The organism is Smaragdicoccus niigatensis DSM 44881 = NBRC 103563 (genome assembly GCF_000380645.1).
Taxonomy (GTDB): domain Bacteria; phylum Actinomycetota; class Actinomycetes; order Mycobacteriales; family Mycobacteriaceae; genus Smaragdicoccus; species Smaragdicoccus niigatensis.
This window is the reverse complement of record NZ_AQXZ01000019.1, coordinates 938,200-958,773: the sequence shown is the minus strand read 5'-3', so window position 1 is coordinate 958,773 and position 20,574 is coordinate 938,200. Positions and strand designations below refer to the sequence as shown.

At 65.4% G+C, this 20,574-nt stretch carries 4 protein-coding genes; all 4 read left to right on the top strand.

The window, feature by feature from the left end; translation table 11 throughout:
• Positions 1–136: 136 nt before the first annotated feature.
• The 4 genes from F600_RS29870 (at position 137) to F600_RS29860 (ending at position 20,530) form a co-directional block, all read left to right on the top strand.
• Complete coding sequence (locus F600_RS29870; protein WP_081629031.1) at positions 137–4,846, top strand: nSTAND1 domain-containing NTPase; 4,710 nt, start codon at positions 137–139, stop codon at positions 4,844–4,846.
• Positions 4,843–5,745 carry an acyl-CoA dehydrogenase family protein gene (locus tag F600_RS0125725; protein ID WP_018163553.1) on the top strand — a complete coding sequence of 301 codons (903 nt, stop codon included), beginning with the start codon at positions 4,843–4,845 and terminating at the stop codon, positions 5,743–5,745. The genes F600_RS29870 and F600_RS0125725 overlap by 4 nt, the downstream gene beginning before the upstream one ends.
• Positions 5,742–6,062 carry a hypothetical protein gene (locus F600_RS29865; RefSeq protein WP_018163552.1) on the top strand — a complete coding sequence of 107 codons (321 nt, stop codon included), beginning with the start codon at positions 5,742–5,744 and terminating at the stop codon, positions 6,060–6,062. The genes F600_RS0125725 and F600_RS29865 overlap by 4 nt, the downstream gene beginning before the upstream one ends.
• 95 nt (positions 6,063–6,157) lie before the next feature.
• A complete protein-coding gene (locus F600_RS29860) occupies positions 6,158–20,530 on the top strand; it encodes a non-ribosomal peptide synthetase (RefSeq protein ID WP_156024832.1) in 14,373 nt (4,790 codons plus the stop codon).
• Positions 20,531–20,574 lie beyond the last annotated feature (44 nt).

Genomic DNA, 20,574 nt, shown 5'->3' with positions numbered 1-20,574 from the left:
CTGGCAGCGATATAGGGGACACGAAGATCTTGCATTGCGGCATGGATTCATCTGTTTGATAGACGGTCTGACCTCGAATTTGGGGATTCTCGAAAGCGATTGGAGGACGGATAATGAGTCTGTTCTTCTTGCTTCGATGCTCGCGGTTGGTCTGACGGGGCATGGGAAGGCCGCCATGTCTCGAATCTTTATTAGTCATTCGAGTCTCGATAGCGCCCAAGCGATATGTGTTCAGCAGTGGCTCATCGAGCAGGATCCGCCGCTCGCAAACGAAATCTTCCTCGATTTGGACCCCCGAAATGGAATAAAGGGCGGCGAGCGCTGGAAAGACGCGTTGCGGAAAGCCAACACGCGTTGCGAGGCGGTGATTTGTCTCGTTTCTCCCAATTGGGAGAGTTCATTCGAGTGTCAGACCGAATATCGCACTGCCGAGAATTTGTACAAGCAAATCTTCTGCGCACGGATCGACCGGAATTCGAGCCGGGGAATGACTGTCGAGTGGCAGCAGATCGACCTGTTCGTCACCGCTGACACACCCGAATCGGACGTCGTGGAATTCGCCGTTCAGACGGACTCCGGACACGCTGTCCGCTTGTCGAAGTCGGGATTGCTGTTCCTGCGCGACAGCGTTCGCGGAGCCGGCATCGGTGCGGACAGTTTCATCTGGCCACCGCGAGGGCGCGAGGAACGTGCCCCGTATCGGGGTTGGGAGCCGTTGGAAGAACAGGACGCCGCGGTCTTTTACGGTAGGGACAGCCAGATCGTGCGCGGACTGGACGTTGTTCGAGGAATGCGCACAACGGCGACCGCATCGCTGTTGGTGATCTTGGGTCCGTCAGGGGCCGGGAAGTCGTCCTTTCTGCGAGCGGGTTTGTTGCCGCGTCTCCGCCGTGAGGACCGTCGGTTCGTTCCGCTGGGTGTCGTCCGACCGCAGCGGGATGCGCTGACCGGGGCCACCGGTCTGGCCGAGGCGATATATGACTCCCGCCGAAGATTCAGGCTGCTCGAGCCAAGTCGTGGAGAGATCAAGGACGCCTGCAGGCGCGGTGATGTGGTGATCGTTGCCAAACTGCTGGCGCAGATACAGACTTCCGCGCATAGTCGGCTGCTGACTCGCCAGTCGAATTCGAGCGTGGAGGAATCTGCCGCCGCGCCGACTCTCGTGTTGCCGCTCGATCAGGCGGAGGAACTGTTTGCCGCCGACGCGAGTGTGGAAGCCGTGCAATTCCTTTCCCTCGTTTCCGCCCTCACGGCGAATGGCTTGGTTGGCCAAGCCGCGGCTGATGAGCGATCGACGGCGGAACGAGTGGACGAAGCGGAGGCTATGGCGGCAGCTCTCGATCTGGTGGTGCTGGCGACAATCCGGACCGACAGATTCGAGTCCCTACAAACCGCGCCGGCTCTCGCAGCCGTGGAGAGCGTGGTCTTTGACGATCTGAAACCGATGCCGCCCACCCAGTTCAAAGAAGTCATCACCGGTCCGGCTGGGCGAGCGACGGCCGGAGGCCACCCGCTGTCCATCGACGCTCAACTCGTCGATCAGTTACTTGCCGATAGCACTGGGGGTGCCGACACTCTTCCTTTGTTGGCGTTGACGTTGTCGCGGCTTTACATCGACTACGGCGACACCGGCCGGCTGACCCTCGCGCAGTACGAGTCCTTGGGTGGGATGAGCCAGGTCGTGCAGAACGAGATCGACGCTGTGCTCGACCGCGACCCGATCACGCGGTCCCCGCAGCTTGAGTTGCTACGCCAGACCTTCATCCCGTGGCTGGCAACGGTCGACGCCGACAGTGGTCAACCGGTACGGCGGATCGCTGACCGCGCTGACCTGCCTGTCGCCGCGACGCCAGTGGTCGATGCGCTCGTGCAGAAGCGTCTTCTCGTCCAGAACCTGAACCCGCAGACCGGCATCACCACAGTTGAAGTCGCTTTGGAATCGCTCCTGCGCCAATGGCAGCCGCTCATTGGCTGGCTCAACGAGCAGCAACAAGACCTCAAAGACGCGGACATCCTGACCCACAATGCAGCCTCTTGGTCGGCGAACGCACACAGTTCGGACTGGTTGCTAACGGGGACTCGCCTCGTGGAGGCGGAGGCCCTCGTTGCGAAGCCGGATTTCAGCAAGCATCTCGCTCCAGCTCGTGCGTATCTGATCTCCTCCCGCGAGCGAGAAACTCAGTTGAAGGCCGCAGAAGAGGACCAGCGCCGCCGGGAACTCGAACTGTCGAACGACGCAAAAGTGCAAGCTGATCGGCGCGCTACCGAGGCGCTCGCGCACGCGGTCGTCATTCGGCGGCGTTCCCGAATCCTCAGAGTGGTTCTTGTCGTCACTGTCGTCATCGCGGTGATCGCGGCGGTTGGGTTCGTCCGGGCGACCAGCGCAAAGCATCAGGCGACTCGAGAGGCCCATGACGTCATTGCGAACGAGCTTGATAGCCAGGCTGCCAGCATATTTTCCGGCATTGGCAACGGAAACCAGATTCAGGCGATCGCGCAAACACTCGCCGCTGAGCGAATTGGCAACACCCGCGCTGGAGTTAGGGCAACTCTCTACGGTGCCACTACTGCGCTGGCGACGACACGTTCCATCGCCCAAACGGACAGCGGTGTTGGCAGTGTGTTCTTTGGTCCCGACGGCAAAACGCTGTTCAGCGGCGGCGGCACCAGCTTCCGATTGTGGGACGTGTCCGATCGAGCGCATCTAGTTCCGCACGGTCCGTCGCCGACTGAGCGCACCGACACGCGCGGCAGCCAGGAGCTGAGCCCGGACGGTCGAACGCTGGCATCTGTTGAGGGCAACGAGGACTACACGGTCAGCCTGTGGGATGTCGCCGATTGGGCTCACGCTGTCCCGCTCGGCCAACCCCTGACCGGCCACATCGACACGGTCGTCCTCGACCCTGCCATTGGCAAAGTAGAGGGGGTTCCCCGTTTGGCATTCAGTCCGGACGGTGAGATTCTTGCCTTGAGCCGATACGATCGCACGATCCTGCTCTGGGACCTGGCCGATCGCAGGCATGTGGTGCCTCTCGGCCAACCTCCGACCGGCCAAGGCGAGTACCTCGATGGTGTGGTGTTCAGTCCCGACAGTAAGACTTTGGCCTTGCTCAATCACGACGGCACGATTCAATTGTTGGATGTGACCGATCGCAGGCATGTGGTGCCACTCGGCCTGCCGTTCGGCAACGTCGGCTCGGTGAATAGCGTTAAGTTCAGTCCGAACGGCGGGACCCTGGCCTCTGCTCGTGGCGACGGCACAATCCAGTTGTGGGATTTGTCGGATTTGAGTCATGCGGTGCCGCTTGGCCGGCCCCTGACCGGTCACAACAAGTCCGTTTACTCTGTCGCGTTCAGTCCGGACGGTATGACCCTGGCCTCGGGCAGCGGGGACAACACAATCCGCCTGTGGGACCTCAGCGACCCGGCCAATACAGTGCCACTCGGGGTGCCTCTGGCTGGCGACACGGGCGCGGTCTACAGTGTCGTGTTTAGTTCGGACGGTAAGACTTTGGCTTCGGGCAGCGGCGACGGCACGGTCCGGTTGTGGAATGTCGAGGCAGCCACACCTCTGACCGGCCAGACACACCAGGCCGACAGCGCGGCATTCAGTCCGGACGGCAAGATATTGGTGTTGGGCCGCGTCGACGGCGCGATTATGGTGTGGAATGTCCAAGCTGCCAACCCCCTGATCGGGCACCCATCTGCTGGCAGTCGGTTGGCGTTCACTCCAGACGGCAGAACCCTGAGCTCGAGTGCACTCGCCGGGATTCAACTGTGGGACCTGACCAATCGGGCACATGTGAAAACGCTTGGCCGGCCGCTATTAGGCGAGACCTGGAGTGTTGCATTTAGTCGAGACGGAAAGACTCTGGCTTCAGGCAGCGGGAACGGAACGGTTCGGTTGTGGAGTGTCAGCGACCCGGCCAACGTGGTCCCGATCGGTCGGCCGCTGACCGTGGACAGTGGCGTGGTCGAAAGCGTGGTGTTCAGTCCCGATGGCAAGACGTTGGCCGCGGCGAGTGGGGACGACTCGGTCCGGTTGTGGGATACGACTGACCGCGTTAATCCAGTCCCGCTGGGGAGACCACTGGTCGGTCCCAGCCCGGGTGTCACTGGTGCTCACGTCCCAGGGGTCACCAGTGTGGCGTTCAGTCCCGATGGCAAGATCCTGGCCGCCGGCAATTACGACGGCACGATTCAGTTGTGGGACTTGACCGATCCGGCTCATGCCGTCCCGCTCGGTAAGCCGCTAAATGGTGGATCCGTGGGCGATCTCGAGACCGTGTGGAGTGTGGCGTTCAGCCCCGACGGCCAGACGCTGGCCTCAGGCATCGGGCAATCTGTTGCGGAGGAGGGGAAGACGATCACACCGCTGGACGGCACGGTCCGGTTATGGGATCTCACCGACCTGACTCATGTTGCGCCGCTCGGCCTGCCGCTCACGGCGCCCACCCTTGGCGTCATCAGTGTGACGTTCAGTCCCGACGGCAGGAGGCTAGCGTCGGTCAGTGGGGACGGCACGTTGCGGTTGTGGCCCACTCCTCAAGACGCCACACCCGAGAACCTCTGCTCCAAACTCACCGAGAACATCAACCAGGAGCAGTGGAACCAGTGGATCAGCCGCGACATCGAGTACATCAAACTCTGCCCCGACCTCCCAGGAGGGCCGGAAACACGTGTTGCGAGCCGTCACACGCTGCTCATCGCCACTTCGGTCGCGGGGATGACTCTCGTCGCTGCTCTGGTAGTCCTGGTTGCCGTTCGGCGGAGAAGTCTCACTCCGAGCGCCGCTGAGACCCGATGGTTCCGACACCGAGAACCACGGGGTAGACAAACCTTGTGACCGCCGACGTCTTCCGCTTCCTGCTCACCGCCGAAATCCCCGCGCCCGCCACCTCGATCGACGACTGGTGGACCGCGACCCGCTCGGTCGCTGCGGCATTCGAGGACACTGTTGATATCGCAGCCGCCGGCGGATTCGCGGCGGGGAGTGTCGCCCATGCCTTCGGTGCGGGCTACAACGCGGCACTGCGTGCCTTGATCCCGGATCTCGCCGGGCACTTGGCCGCCATGTGCGTGACCGAAGCCGGTGGCGGGCACCCGCGAGCGATCCAGACGACGCTCGAAAAAGGGGTCGTCAACGGCACGAAAACCTTCGTCACGATGGGGAGCGCGGCAACGGAACTGCTGGTCGTCGCCAAGGAGGGGACCAGCGGCGACGGGCGGCCCGTCCTCAAACTCGTCCGGGTGAATGCCGAGCAGGACGGAGTCACGGTCACGGATCGTCCGCCGCTGCCGATCGTCCCGGAACTGCCGCACAGCGAAGTGACGCTGGAGAATGTCCAGGTGGCAGAGGTCTACGACGGCGACGGCTACCTCCAGTACGTCAAACCTTTCCGGACTGTTGAAGACATCCACGTCAGCGCGGCGACGGTCGGCTGGATGATCCGCGTCGCGCGGGAATCCCCGTGGCCACCGGATGTGATCGAGAGTCTTCTCGCATCGTTCGCCGCATTGCGCACGCTGGGCGCAGCAGATCCCTCGTCGCCGACGGTTCACATCGCTCTGGCCGGCGTCATGGCACAGATGACGGACGGACTCGCCAAACTCGACGCGCTATGGAATAGCGCCGACCTCGAAACCGCCGCCATGTGGAGCCGCGACAAGGCGATCCTTCAGGTCGCCAATCGGGTGCGCGCCGCGCGGTTGGAGACGGCGTGGGAAGCGGTCGCTCGAAAATGAATCCTGAGCCAACAGTCACCGACGCCGAACTGAGTGAGGCCATCGTTTGGGGACTGTCACACGGCAGTCCGCAGGGTGCGCCGATCCTCAGCGAACAGAAGATGACGGCCCACTATGGCGCTGAACGCGCGGCGGTGCTTCTCGCGGCTATCCGACCGTTGCTCCACGAATCGGGCAACATGCCGATCGATTGGCAAAAGCTCGAATGGCAGCAGGCCGGTGATTTTGTTCACTCCGAGATGCAGCGGCGCCACCCCTCGCTGAGCGACGACGCATTGCAGGCGCTGCGTGGACATTTCATGTTCCAGACCCGCTAGCCCTACCTGAAGTGGGTCACAGCAGGGCAAACACGTGCATTTCCCACCCTCACGGTTCGGTAATGTCGACCCGGGTGTAAGAAAGGCGGGTTTGGATGACCAGCGGTGGCAGAGAACGCACACGGCCGGGCCGAGAAGGCCGGCCTGAGCGGCCGGTTCGCCGGCGCGCGCGTGCGCTTTTGCTCCCGCAGATCCTCGCGACCGCCACCGAGTCGAATCCGGCTGCGGTCGCAGTCATCTCGCCGACCGGACAACTGACCTACGCCGAACTCGACGCGCAGTCGTCGCGCCTTGCCTGGGTTCTCATCGGTCGCGGAATCGGCGCCGAGGATGTCGTCGCGATCGACGAATCGGATGTCGTCGCATTCTGGGCCGTGGCGAAGACCGGTGCCGCGGTCTCGGACAACGCCGAGACCCGAATCAGCAGCGTCGAACTCACCGCAGAGATGAATGCTGCTTCGGCAGAGCCGGTGACCTACGCCGACCGAGTTCGCCAGGTCCGCGCTGAGCACGCCGCAATCGTCGGCGACGCAGTCATGACGCACGCCGGACTCGCTGGCCTCCCCGCCCTCACCGAGGCGCTCGGCATCACTGCCGACTCGCGCGTCTACGGAACAACCTTCCTGGCCACAGTCGCCGCCGCATCCGTCGGTGCCGCGCTGGTCCGCACGAACCCTGCGGACGCCACCCATGTCGTCCCGTCGCCGGATACCGAAGCCGTAGATGGCGAAGGCACCGTCGTGCTCGTCGGCGACATCGTCGAACCTGCACCGGTCACCCGCTGGTCCGAAGCCGGCTGGACCGTCAAGAGCCTCTATGCACCGCTCGCCGCCGGCTGGCTCGGCACGAACGGCGCCGCGTTGCTTCCCGGTGGCCCGGTGTCGCTGGGCTCCGGCCTCGCGGGCGTCACCGCTCAGGTTCTCGATCGCAAGCTGCGTCCAGCCGCCGTCGACAGTGCAGGTGAGCTCTACCTGTCCGGCCCGGGAATCGCACGCTCGCTAAAGGGCGCCACGACCACCGCAACTCACCTGATCGCGGCCCCCGATGGCTCGCGCATCCTCCGCACCGGCGTCAAGGTTCGCGTCAACCGTGACGGCCTGTTCGAACCGGTCGAGGGTCCGATTCCGGGGGTCGTCCCGGACACTCCGTCGCTGCTCACCGAGTTCGAGCGCCAGGTCGCGCGCACCCCCGACGCCGTCGCGTTGGTCGCCGAGGGACAGTCGCTGACCTACCGCGAGTTCGCAGACCGAGTGTTCACGCTGTCGCGTCACCTCATCTCGCTCGGTGTCGGACCCGAAGCGCGCGTCGGCCTCGCGATGCGCCGCGGCATCGACCTCATGGTCGGCCTCTACGCCACCGTCTCTGCCGGTGGCGCGTGGGTTCCGGTCGACCCGGACCATCCCGCCGAGCGCATCGACTACATCCTCGAAACCGCCGAACCGGTGTGCGTTCTCACGAACTCATCGGACGCATTCACGACCGAGGTCGCGCCGGTCGTCATCATCGACGATGTCGACTACAGCGGGTACAGCACGCAAACAGTCACCGACGCGGACCGCGTCGCACCGCTGTGCCCGACCAACATCGCGTACGTCATCTTCACCTCGGGCTCGACTGGTCGTCCGAAGGGCGTCGCCGTCAGCCACGCCGCGGTCATCAACCAGATGCGGTGGATGAACGTCGAATACGGCCTGACCAGCGACGACGTTTACCTGCAGAAGACCGCGACGACGTTCGACGTCTCGCTGTGGGGCTTCTGGATGCCGCTCATGGTCGGCGCCAAGCTCGTGCTGTGCTCGCCGGACGGGCATAAGGATCCGCAGTACGTCTCGGCGATGGTCGCCGAACACCAGGCCACGATCACCGACTTCGTCCCGTCGATGCTCAGCGTCTTCATCGGCGCGGCGCAGCGCGACGAACTCGTCACCCTCCGGCACGTTTTCGCCATCGGTGAGGCTCTGCCCGCCGCCACGGCACAGGACTGGCTGCAGCTTTCGGACGCCGGTCTCCACAACCTCTACGGTCCGACCGAGGCTGCTGTCTCGGTCACCTACGAGCAGGCCAAACCGGAGCACCGGGTCGCCGTTCCGATCGGTATCCCGGAGTGGAACGTCCGCTGCTACGTCCTCGACTCGCGCCTGCACCCGACTCCGCCGGGAGTGCCGGGCGAGCTCTACCTCGCGGGTGTGCAGGTCGCTCGCGGCTACCTCACGCGTCCCGACCTGACGAGCGACCGCTTCGTCGCCGATCCGTTCGGTGGCGACGGCGGTCGTATGTACCGCACGGGTGACCTCGTGAAACTCCGCGCGGACGGCGTTCTCGACTACATCGGCCGCACTGACTTCCAGGTGAAGCTGCGTGGTCAGCGCATCGAACTCGGTGAGATCGAAGCCGACATGCTCGGCGATACCTCGGTAAGCCAGGCTGCGGCGATTGTCCGCGAAACTGCGGCGGGCCAGCAACAGCTCGTCGGCTATGTGGTCCCGGTGCCGGGGGAGACGATCGACCTCGACCGTCTGAAGCGCCTCCTCGCGGAGAAGCTCCCGTCGTACATGCTCCCCGAGGCGTACGTCGTGATGGACGCCTTCCCGCTCAACACGTCCGGCAAGCTCGATCGCAAAGCGCTGCCGGCGCCGGAGATCCAGGCCAAGGAATTCCGTGCCCCCACGGGCCTCGTCGAGGAGACGGTGGCGTCGGTGTTCGGGCACATTCTCGGCATCGAGCGCGTCGGTGCGGACGACGACTTCTTCGACCTCGGCGGTAACTCGCTGCTCGCCACGCAGGTTGCGGCGCGCGTCGGCGCGGCGCTCGACATGCGCATTCCGCCGCGCGTGGTGTTCGAATCCAGCAGCGTTGCCGAACTCGCCGCTGCAATCGCCGATCACGTCGGCGAGGGCGGCCACAAGGCACTCGCTCCGCAGGAGCGTCCCGCGCGAATCCCGCTGTCGCTCGCACAGTCGCGCATGTGGTTCCTCAACCGCTTCGACCCGGCGTCGGCGGTCTACAACATCCCGCTCGCGATCCGGCTTTCCGGCAACCTCGACATCTCGGCTCTGCAGGCCGCGGTCGCGGACGTCGTCGACCGGCACGAGGTTCTGCGCACGGTCTACCCCGAGTTCGACGGCCTGCCGTACCAGGACGTCCGCCCGACCGGCGGCATCGATCTCGACCTCGTCGAAGTCACGTCAGACCAGGTTTTGGCCAAAGCTGCCGAGGTCGTCACGACCGGTTTCGACGTCACGACCGAGGTCCCGGTCAAGGTCGCGTTCTTCTCCGTCACCGACGCGCCAATCCAGGAATACGTGCTGGTCGTCGTCGTGCATCACATCGCGGGCGACGGCTACTCCGTCGGTCCGCTCGCGCGCGACCTGATGATCGCGTACGCCTCCCGGGCCAACGGTCAGCCCCCGGCGTGGGAACCGCTCGCCGTTCAGTACGCCGACTTCTCGATCTGGCAGCGTGAGGTTCTCGGCGACGAGAACGACCCCGATTCGCTCATCGCGGCGCAGGAAAAGCACTGGCTCGCCGAACTTGCCGGGCTGCCCACAGTTCTCGAACTCCCCGCGGACCGCATCCGCCCGTCGGTGGCGTCACTGCGCGGTGGGTCGTACCGCTTCGACTTCGATGCCGCGACCACCCACGCTCTGACCGAAATCGGGCGCGAACGCGGTGCCTCGCTGTTCATGGTCCTGCACGCGGCGTTCAGCGTGCTGCTGGCACGACTGTCGGGAACCACGGACATCGCAGTCGGTACCGCTGTCGCCGGTCGCGACGAAGAGGCTCTCGACCACCTCGTCGGCATGTTCGTCAACACCCTCGTGCTGCGCACCCAGGTCGACCTGTCGTCGAGCTTCGAGGCCATGATCGCCGTCGCGCGCGAAACCGACATCACCGCGTTCGAGCACGCTGACGTCCCGTTCGAGCGTCTTGTCGAGGTCGTGAATCCGCCTCGGACGCAGGCGCATTCGCCGCTGTTCCAGGTCGGCCTGATCTTCCAGAACATGACGCAGAGCGCGTTCGAAATGCCCGACCTCACGGTCACCGCGATCGAACCAGACATCGCGATGTCGAAGTGGGATCTGCAGCTGACCCTCGGCGAGCGCTTCACCGTCGACGGCGTCTCGGAGGGCATCGGCGCCGAATTCACCTACGCGACGGACCTGTTCGACGAGTCCACGATCGCGGGCTTCGCCGACCGTTTCGCGCGGATCGTCAGTGCGGCGGCGGCGAACCCGAAGGTCGTCGTCGGCGACGTCGACCTGATCAGCGACGAAGAGCGCCAGACCGTCCTCGAAACCTGGAACCAGACCCAGCACGACGTCGACCAGACGCAGACGCTTGTCTCGAAGTTCGACGCGCAGGTCGCGCGGACGCCGGACGCTGCTGCCGTCACGTTCGAGGGGGAGACCCTGACGTACGCGGAGTTCTCCGCGCGCGTGAACAAGCTTGCCCGCCACTTGCAGTCGATGGGTGTCGGACCCGAGTCGTTCGTTGCGGTCGGCATGCGCCGCAGCGCGGACATGCTCGCCGCGATCTACGCGGTCATCACCGCTGGTGGTGCCTACGTTCCGATCGATCCGGACCACCCGGCCGAGCGCATCGAGTACATCCTCGAGACCGCCAAGCCGGTGGCGTTCCTGACGGAGGAATTCCTCGCGCAGTTGGATCTGAGCGACGTCTCGGCTGCGCCGCTGGAACGCAACGCTGCCCCTGACAACGTCGCCTACGTCATCTTTACGTCGGGTTCGACCGGACGCCCCAAGGGTGTCGGTGTCTCGCACCGTGCGATCGTCAACCGTCTCGAGTGGATGCAGGGCGCCTACGGCATGACCGCCGAGGACGTTGTCGTCCAGAAGACCCCGGTCACGTTCGACGTCTCCGTGTGGGAACTCTTCTGGCCGCTCGAAATCGGTGCACGTCTCGTCATTGCGAAGCCAGATGGTCACCGCGACCCTGAGTACCTCGCCGGACTCATGCACGACGAGCACGTCACGACCGCGCACTTCGTGCCGTCGATGATGGCGGTGTTCGTGGGGTCCGAAGCTGCGCCAAACGCCACGAGTTTGCGCATGGTCTTCGCCTCCGGTGAAGCACTTCCGGCCCAGACCGCGCAGAAGCTTCGTCAGCTCATCCCGGGCGTGAAGGTCCACAACCTCTACGGCCCGACCGAGGCTGCCGTCGACGTCACGTTCCACGAAGTCACCGATGACGACGCCGTCACGGTCCCGATCGGTGCGCCGGTCTGGAACACCGGGCTTCGCGTCCTCGATTCCCGCCTGCAGCCAGTCGCGGTCGGTGTCCCGGGTGAGCTCTACCTGACGGGCGTTCAGCTCGCGCGCGGTTACGTCGCTCGTCCCGACCTCACTGCGGACCGCTTCGTCGCGGACCCTTACGGACCGGGGAGGATGTACCGCACCGGCGACCTCGTGCACTGGCTGCCGAACGGCGAGGTCGAGTACATCGGCCGTACTGACTTCCAGGTGAAGCTTCGTGGTCTCCGAATCGAACTCGGCGAGATCGAGGCCGCGTTCCTGGCGCACGACGACGTCGCGCAGTCCGCGGCTCTCGTCGTCGACACCCCGACCGGTCAGCGCCTCGTGGGCTACATCGTGCCGACCGACGGCGCCGCTCCGGATCCGGCTGCGCTGCAAGAGTTCCTGGGCCATGGACTGCCGGAGTACATGGTTCCGCAAACCATCATGATTCTCGACGCCTTCCCGCTGAACCCGTCGGGCAAGCTCGACCGCAAAGCGTTGCCGGCCCCGGAGATCGAGCGGCGCGAGTTCCGCGCACCGTCGACTGAGCTCGAAACCGCTGTCGCCGAGATCTTCTCGGGCGTGCTCGGGGTCGAGCAGGTGGGTGCGGACGACGACTTCTTCGACCTCGGCGGAAACTCGCTCCTTGCGATGCAGGCCGTCGCCCGACTCGGCAAGCGTCTCGACGCTCGCGTCCCGGTGCGCCTGATTTTCGACGCTCCCGCGGTTGCCCAGATGGCGGTGCGCCTCGAATCCCTCGTCGGCTCGGGTGCTGCGATTCCGTTGGTCGCCAAGGCACGTCCGGACCGCGTCCCGCTCTCGCTCGCGCAGCAGCGCATGTGGTTCCTCAACCGATTCGAACCCGAGTCGGCGATCTACAACATCCCGATCGCGGTTCGCCTCGACGGGCAGCTCGACGTCGACGCCCTCAAACAAGCGATCCACGACGTCGTCGACCGCCACGAAGTTCTGCGCACGGTCTACCCGGAGATCGACGGACTCGGAGTGCAGCAGGTGCTGCCGACTGACGCAGCAGTGCCCGATGTCGTGGTCACAGCGGTCACCGAAGAAGGCATCCTCGATGCGGTCGTCCGCTTTGCGGTGGTCGGATTCGACGTCACGACCGAAGTCCCGATCCGCGTCGGACTGTTTGAGATCAGCGAAAACAGCCGCGTCCTGGTCGTCGTCGTCCACCACATCTCGGGTGACGGCGTCTCGATGGGACCGCTGGCTCGCGACGTCATGATCGCCTACGGCTCCCGTGCGGCCGGCGCGGAACCCGCGTGGACTCCGCTCGCCGTCCAGTACGCCGACTTCGCCCTGTGGCAGCGCGAGGTACTCGGCCACGAAGACGACGAATCGTCTCTGATCAGCGAACAGGTTCGCTACTGGAAGCAGCAGCTCGCCGGACTTCCGACCGTCATCGACCTGCCGGCAGATCGTCCACGGCCAGCAGTCGCCAGCTACCGCGGTGGCATGCGCCGGATGACGATCGACGCCGATCTCGTGTCGCGCCTCAACGAGACCGCACGGGCCACAGACACGTCGCTCTTCATGGTCGTGCACACCGCACTCGCGGTGCTGCTCTCGCGTCTGTCGGCGACGACCGACATCGCGATCGGAACCCCCGTCGCGGGCCGCGGCGAGCGTGAACTCGACGACATGGTCGGCATGTTCGTGAACACGCTCGTGCTGCGCACCGATGTCGAACCGTCGGCGACATTCAGCCAGCTTCTCGCCCAGACTCGCGAGACCGACCTTGGCGCGTTCGCGCACGCGGACCTGCCGTTCGAGCGGCTCATCGAAGTCCTCAAGCCCGAGCGTTCGCAGGCCTACTCGCCGCTGTTCCAGGTCATGCTGACGTTCCAGAACATAGCGTCAACGACCTTCGAACTGCCGGATCTCACCGTCGCGGGCGTTCCGTTCGACGACGGCTTGGCCAAGTTCGACCTACAGGTCACCCTCGGCGACAACGGCCAGGGCGGCATGAACGTCGAACTCAACTACGCCACCGACCTCTTCGACGCCGAGACGATCGACGTGTTCGGCGAACGATACGTTCGCGTTCTGGAAGCGCTTGCCGCCGATGTGAATTCGGCGGCCGCGGCCGTTCCGTTGGCCCACGCGGACGAACTATCGCAGATCGCCTCGTGGAACGACACCCAGCATGACGTCGACCTGAGCCAAACCCTTGTCTCGATGTTCGAGGCGCAGGCCGCCCGGACGCCGGATGCCACGGCGGTGGTGTTCGAGGGCGAGTCCGTTACGTACGCCGAGTTCTCGTCGAGGGTGAACCGCCTCGCTCGCCACCTGCAGTCGATGGGTGTCGGCCCGGAGTCGTTCGTCGCGGTCGGGCTGCGCCGCAGCATCGACATGCTGGCGAGCATTTACGCCGTCATCACCGCTGGTGGCGCCTATGTTCCGATCGATCCCGACCACCCGGCCGAGCGCATCGAGTACATCCTCGAGACCGCGCAGCCGGCCGCGGTCCTGACGGAGGACTTCCTCGCGGAGCTCGATCTGAGCGAGGTAAGCGCCGAGCCGCTCAAGCGCGTGGCAGCCCCCGACAACCTCGCCTACGTCATCTTCACCTCGGGTTCGACGGGACGTCCCAAGGGCGTCGGCGTGACCCACAAGGCGATCGTCAACCGCCTGGAGTGGATGCAGGGCGCCTACTCGATGACCGCGGACGATGCGGTCGTCCAGAAGACTCCGGTTACGTTCGACGTGTCGGTGTGGGAGCTCTTCTGGCCGCTGGAAATCGGTGCGCGCCTGGTCATTGCGAAGCCGGACGGTCACCGCGATCCCGAGTATCTCGCGCAGCTCATCGCCGACAACAACGTCACGACTGCGCACTTCGTGCCGTCGATGATGGCGGTGTTCGTTGCGTCTGATTCCGCTGATCAGGCCACCAGTTTGCGGATGGTCTTCGCCTCTGGTGAAGCCCTGCCCTCGAACACTGCGCAAAAGCTGCGTCAGCTCATCCCGGGCGTGAAGGTGCACAACCTCTATGGCCCGACGGAAGCCGCGGTCGACGTCACGTTCCACGAGGTCACCGACCAGGACACGGCAAGCGTGCCGATCGGTGCACCCGTCTGGAACACCGGGCTGCGCGTCCTCGACGCACGCCTGCAGCCGGTTCCCGTCGGCGTTCCGGGTGAGCTCTACCTGACGGGTGTGCAGCTGGCACGCGGATACGTCGGTCGCCCGGACCTCACGAGCGACCGCTTTGTGGCCGACCAAAACGGCACGCGTATGTACCGCACGGGTGACCTCGTGCACTGGCTTCCGAACGGGGAAGTGGAGTACATCGGCCGTACCGACTTCCAGGTCAAACTGCGTGGTCTGCGGATCGAACTCGGCGAGATCGAAGAGGCGCTCCACCGGCACGAAACAGTCGCTCAAGCTGCGGTGATCGTCCGCACGGACGGTCCGGCGGACGCTCTCGTCGGCTACGTCGTCGGCGAACCCGGTACGGCTCCCAACCCGGAAACTCTGAAGAGCTTCATCGCGGAATCCGTTCCGGAGTACATGGTCCCGGCCGTGATCATGGTCCTCGACGCACTTCCGCTGAACGCGAGCGGCAAGCTCGACCGCAAGGCGCTGCCCGCGCCGGCGGTCGAACGGAAGCCCTACCGCGCACCGGTCGGGGAGACCGAAACGGCGATCGCCGAGATCTTCGCCCAGCTTCTGGGTATGGAGCGCGTCGGCGCTGACGACTCGTTCTTCGCCCTCGGTGGAGACTCGATTCTCTCGATCCAGCTCGTCGCCCGCGCACGTGCTCGCGGCATCGTCTTCACACCGCGGGAAGTTTTCGAGCAGAAGACGATTCAGGGACTCGCGCTCGTTGCCCGCCACGGCGACGAAGCCGTCGAAGTTCTCGCTGAGCTCGAGGGCGGCGGCGTCGGCGAGATCCTCGTCCCGCCGGTCGTCCGCCACATGCTCGGCTGGGGTGGCAGCCTCGACCGCTTCATCCAGTCGCTCGTTCTCGAGACCCCGGCCAACGCGACGAGCGAGCAGGTCCTCGAGGTCGTGACCGCAGTCGTGAAGCGCCACGACGTCCTGCGGTCTCGGTTCACCACCGACCCGCAGACGTGGGAGACGCTCCCGTTCGACGACTTCGACGTGTCGCGCCTTCTCCACACAGTGACGGTCGAAGGCGATTTGGAAGCCGTCGCCCGTCGTGAATTCGCCGCCGCCGTCGACCGACTGAAGCCGGCGGACGACATCGTCGCGCAGTTTGTGTGGCTCGACGTCAAGGACGCTCCGGGCCGGATGCTCGTCATCATCAACCACCTCGCGATCGACGGCGTCTCATGGCGCATCCTCGTGCCGGACTTCGTCAAGGCCGGGCTCTTGGTTCTCGCTGGTCAGGAACCCGCGCTCGATCCGGTCGGTACTTCCTACCGGCGCTGGTCGTACGCGCTCGCGGAAAAGGCGACGACCCCGCACCTCACCGATCAGATCAACATCTGGCGCGAGATGTCGCTCGCCACGGATCCGCTCATCGGCTCACGCGACTTCGACGCCGAACTCGACCTCGCCCCGACCGCGAAGTCGATCTCGGTCTCCGTCGATGCGGCAGTCACCCGCGCGCTGCTGACCAACGTTCCCGCGGCCTTCCACGGTGGTGTCAACGACGGTCTGCTGTCGGCGCTGGCGCTCGCCGCGTCGGTGTGGCGCCTGCGTCGAGGCATCGACGAGCGGTCGCTGCTCGTTCAGCTCGAAGGCCACGGCCGCGAAGAGCAGCTCGTCCCCGGTGCCGACGTCTCGCAGACCATCGGTTGGTTCACGACCGTGTTCCCGATGTGGTTCCGCTACCCGGACGTCGATCCCGAAGCGGCCTTGCGCGGCTCGGCACGCGACCTCGACCGGCTCGTCAAGAACGTCAAGGAACGTCTGCTGTCCGCGCCGGACAACGGCATTGGCTACGGCATTCTGAGCCACCTCAACGACTCGACCGCCGAGCTGCTCGCGAATCCGGCACGTCCGCAGATCGCGTTCAACTACCTCGGCCGGACCGGCGAAGCGGGAGCCGAAGCATCCTCCGGTCTCGGTTGGCTGCCCGCGGCGGACCAGCTCGGCCTCACCGCGGAGACGGACCCTGACCGTCCGGTCGCGGCCCTCGTCGACATCAACGCCATCGTCACCGGTGACACGCTGTCCGCGACGTTCGCCTATGCGACCGAGGTCGTCGAAGAGCGCGACGCTCAGGAGTTCGCCGACCTGTGGGCGCAGGCGCTCACGGCGATCGCGGAGCACGCGCAGCGGCCGGACGCGGGCGGTCACACGCCGTCCGACTTCCCGCTCGTGCGCGTCTCACAGAACGACGTCGACTCCCTCGAGAGCCGTTTCGGTCAGCTCGCGAATGTGTGGTCGCTGTCGCCGCTGCAGCTGGGCTTCGTGTTCCATAACGTCCTCGCCGGTGGTGGCACGGACGTCTACACGACGCAGGTCATCATCGAACTCGAAGGCGTCGTGGATTCGGCGCGCCTGCGCACTGCGGCGTCCGCGCTGCTGCGTCGCTACCCGAACCTGCGTGCCGGGTTCACGGTCACGCCAGACGGTGCCCCGGTGCAGGTCGTGGCGCACGACGTCGTGGAGATGCCGTGGCGCGACCTCGACCTGTCACAGGAGCCGGACCCGGCCGCTGCGGCACGCCAGTTCGCGGCAAACGACCAGGCGGCCGGCTTCGACCTGGCGAACCCGCCGCTGCTGCGGTTCACGCTGATCACGCTGGGTGACGGCAAGTTCCAGCTGGTGCTGACGAACCATCACATCGTGCTCGACGGTTGGTCGCTGCCGTTGCTCATGAAGGACATGCTCATCGTCTACGCGACCCGCGGTGACGACAGCGTCCTGGCGCCGGTCCGTCCGTTCGGCGACTACCTCCGCTGGCTGTCGTCGCGCGACGAGGCGACCTCCCGCGAAGCGTGGGCCAAGTCCCTCCTCGAACTCGGGGAGCCGACGCACATCACCTCGGGCGGCGGCGGCGAGCCGGGCCACAAGGCGTTCACGATCGATGCCGACACCACTGTGAAAATCGGTGAATTGGCACGCCAGATCGGTGTCACGGCCAACACGATCGTGCAAGCCGCGTGGGGTCTGTTGGTGGCACGCCTGACCGGCCGCTCCGACGTGCTCTTCGGCGCCACGGTGTCGGGTCGTCCGGCCGAGCTCGCGGGTGTCGAGGCCATGGTCGGAATGTTCATCAACACGATTCCGGTCCGCGTGCGCATCGACGAGGACGAGACGGTCGCCGACCTGCTGCGCCGCGTCCAGGGCGAGCAGGCCGACCTCATGGATCACCACCACCTCGGTCTCACGACGATCGCCGCGGCGGCGAATACCGAGATCTCGATCGACACCCTCATCGCGTTCGAGTCGTACCCGATCGACCGCGAGGGTCTCGCGGCGGAATCGGCGTCGATCGACGGCCTCATGCTGACCGGTGTCCGCCCGAACAACGACACGCACTTCCCGCTGACTCTCATGGTCGAGCCGGGGCAGGAGCTCGTCTTCACCGCGACGTACCAGTCCGAGGCGATCACGGCCGAGGCCCTCGACACCGTGATCGAACGATTCCAGATGATCGTCGGAAAGCTAGTCGACCAGCCGGAATCGCGCATTGACGCGATCACTCTCGTTGCCGATGGTGACGTCGAGGTGCTGCTGTCGCAGACCGGTCCAGGCGAAGTCGTTCCGCGCACGCTGCCGCAGATCCTCGACGACGCGGTCCGGGCGAACCCGGACGGTCAGGCGATCTCGAACGCCGGCCGGACGTTGACCTATCGGGAAGCCGACGAGCTCACCAACCGGCTTGCCCGGCACCTCATCGCGCGGGGGATCGGTCCGGAGGACCGGGTCGCAGTGGGCATCACGCGATCGGCGGATTCGGTGCTCGCCGAGTGGGCCATCACGAAGACGGGTGCGGCGTTCGTCCCGGTCGACCCGCGGTACCCCGAAGACCGCATTGCGCACATGGTCAACGACTCCGGCTCGGTCGTCGGTCTGACGGTCCAGGCGGCGAAGTCCCAGTTGCCGGAATCGGTCGAGTGGATTTCGATCAACGATCTGGATCTGCAGGACTTGTCCGCCGACACGATCACCGACGCCGAACGCGTTCGCCCGCTTCGCCTCACGAACACGGCGTACGTCATCTACACCTCGGGATCGACGGGTCTGCCGAAGGGCGTCCTCGTCTCGCACACGGGTCTTGGATCGTTCACGGACGCGCAGCGCGACAGCTACCGCGTCACGTCGGATTCGCGAGTGCTGCATTTCGCGTCGCCGAGCTTCGATGCCTCGGTTCTCGAGATGCTGTTCGCGCTCGGTGCCTCGGCGTGCCTGGTGATCGTCCCGACCGACGTCTTCGGCGGTAGCGATCTCGCGGATGCGCTGCGCACAGAGCGCGTCACGCATCTGTTCATGACTCCCGCGGCGCTCGCTTCCGTCGACCCCACCGGGATCGACGACCTTCGCGTGCTGGCCATCGGTGGCGAGGCGTACTCGCCCGAGCTCGTTCGCCGTTGGGGTGACACTCGGGACTTCTTCAACGTCTACGGGCCGACCGAAGCGTCCATGGTCACGAACATCGGTGATCCGGTTCGGCCGGGTGACCCGCTGACGATCGGTCAGCTCGTCCGTGGAGTCTGGGCTCGCGTCCTCGACCACCGTCTCCGGCCGGTTCCGGTCGGTGTTCCGGGTGACCTGTACCTGACCGGTCCGCAGTTGGCGCGCGGCTACCACGAGCGATTCGGCCTGACGGCGGGCAAGTTTGTCGCAGACCCGTTCGCAGCCGACGGATCGCGGATGTACCAGACCGGTGACGTCGTGAAATGGACGCCGGACTGGCGTCTGGACTACGTCGGACGTTCGGACTTCCAGGTCAAGATCCGCGGCTTCCGCGTCGAACTCGGTGAGATCGACAGCGTCTTCATGGCGCACTCGTCGGTCGACCTCGCGGCGACGATCGCGCACAAGTCGAGCACCGGAGCAGCCGCCCTGGTGACCTATGTGGCGGGCGTTCCCGGACACACCCCGAACGCTGCGGAACTGCGCTCGTTCGTTGCGGAACGGCTTGCCCCGCACATGGTTCCGGCGTCGATCATGATCCTCGACGAGATCCCGCTGAACCCGTCCGGCAAGCTCAATCGCGCAGCGCTTCCGGAGCCCACGTTCACCGCGGCCGAATACCGGGCACCGTCGACACCGACCGAAGAAGCCATCGCGGCCGCCTTCGCCGAGTCGCTCGGGGTCGAGCGGGTCGGTGCCGATGACGACTTCTTCGAGCTCGGCGGCAACTCGCTGCTCGCCGTCGACGCCCGCAGCCGGATCGCGGAGCGGCTCGGACTCGACCTTCGGCTGCAGTTGTTCTTCACCGCACCCACGGTCGCCGAACTCGCGGCTCGAATCGATGCCGGCGACGCGGAAGCGACCGCCGACGAAGGGCTCAGCGTCGTGCTGCCGTTCCGCACGACGGGATCACGTGAGCCGCTGTTCTGTATCCACCCGGCCGTCGGCCTTTCGACGATGTACGCGGCGCTCATCCCGTACGTCGACGCCGACAGGCCGCTCTATGGTGTCCAGACGCCGGGGATCTTCGAGCCCGAGTATGCGTACGCGACGCTCGAGGAAGTGGCGGCACGCTATGTCAGCGAGATCCGTCGCGTTCAGCCGGAGGGTCCGTACCACCTGCTCGGTTGGTCGCTCGGTGGCGCGATCGCGCACGAGATGGCCGTCCAGCTGCAGGCCGCCGGCGCAGAGGTAGGGACGCTCATCAGCCTCGACTCACGCCATCACATCAATCCGGAGGACATCTACTCGTTGATTCGCACGGGCCTCGCAGGCGCCGGCGTGGACATCGGCGACGAGAATCTCGCGGAGATGACGGACGAGCGGGCCGAGGAGCTCTTCGCGGCTCTCGATGCGGCGTCCCTGTCGCTCAACGTCGCCCACGTGAAGGGGCTGTTCAAGGCGGCGTTGCGCAACGTGGAGCTGCTCAACGAGTTCACGCCGAACACGGTCGAGGGCGACTTCGTCTTCGTGGGCGCGGGTGCGGATCCGTATGACGTCAGCGACGGTGCGACGGTGTGGGGTCCATATGTCGTGGGGACGGTGGAGGACCTGCAGGTGCCGTTCGCGCACGACCAGCTCTTCTTCCCGGAAGCGCTGGCGGCGTGGGCACCGCGGTTGAACGACTGGCTGGGGTAGCCGGGCTAGCCGAAACGGCCATTCAACCTGTCAGGTGAGTTGGC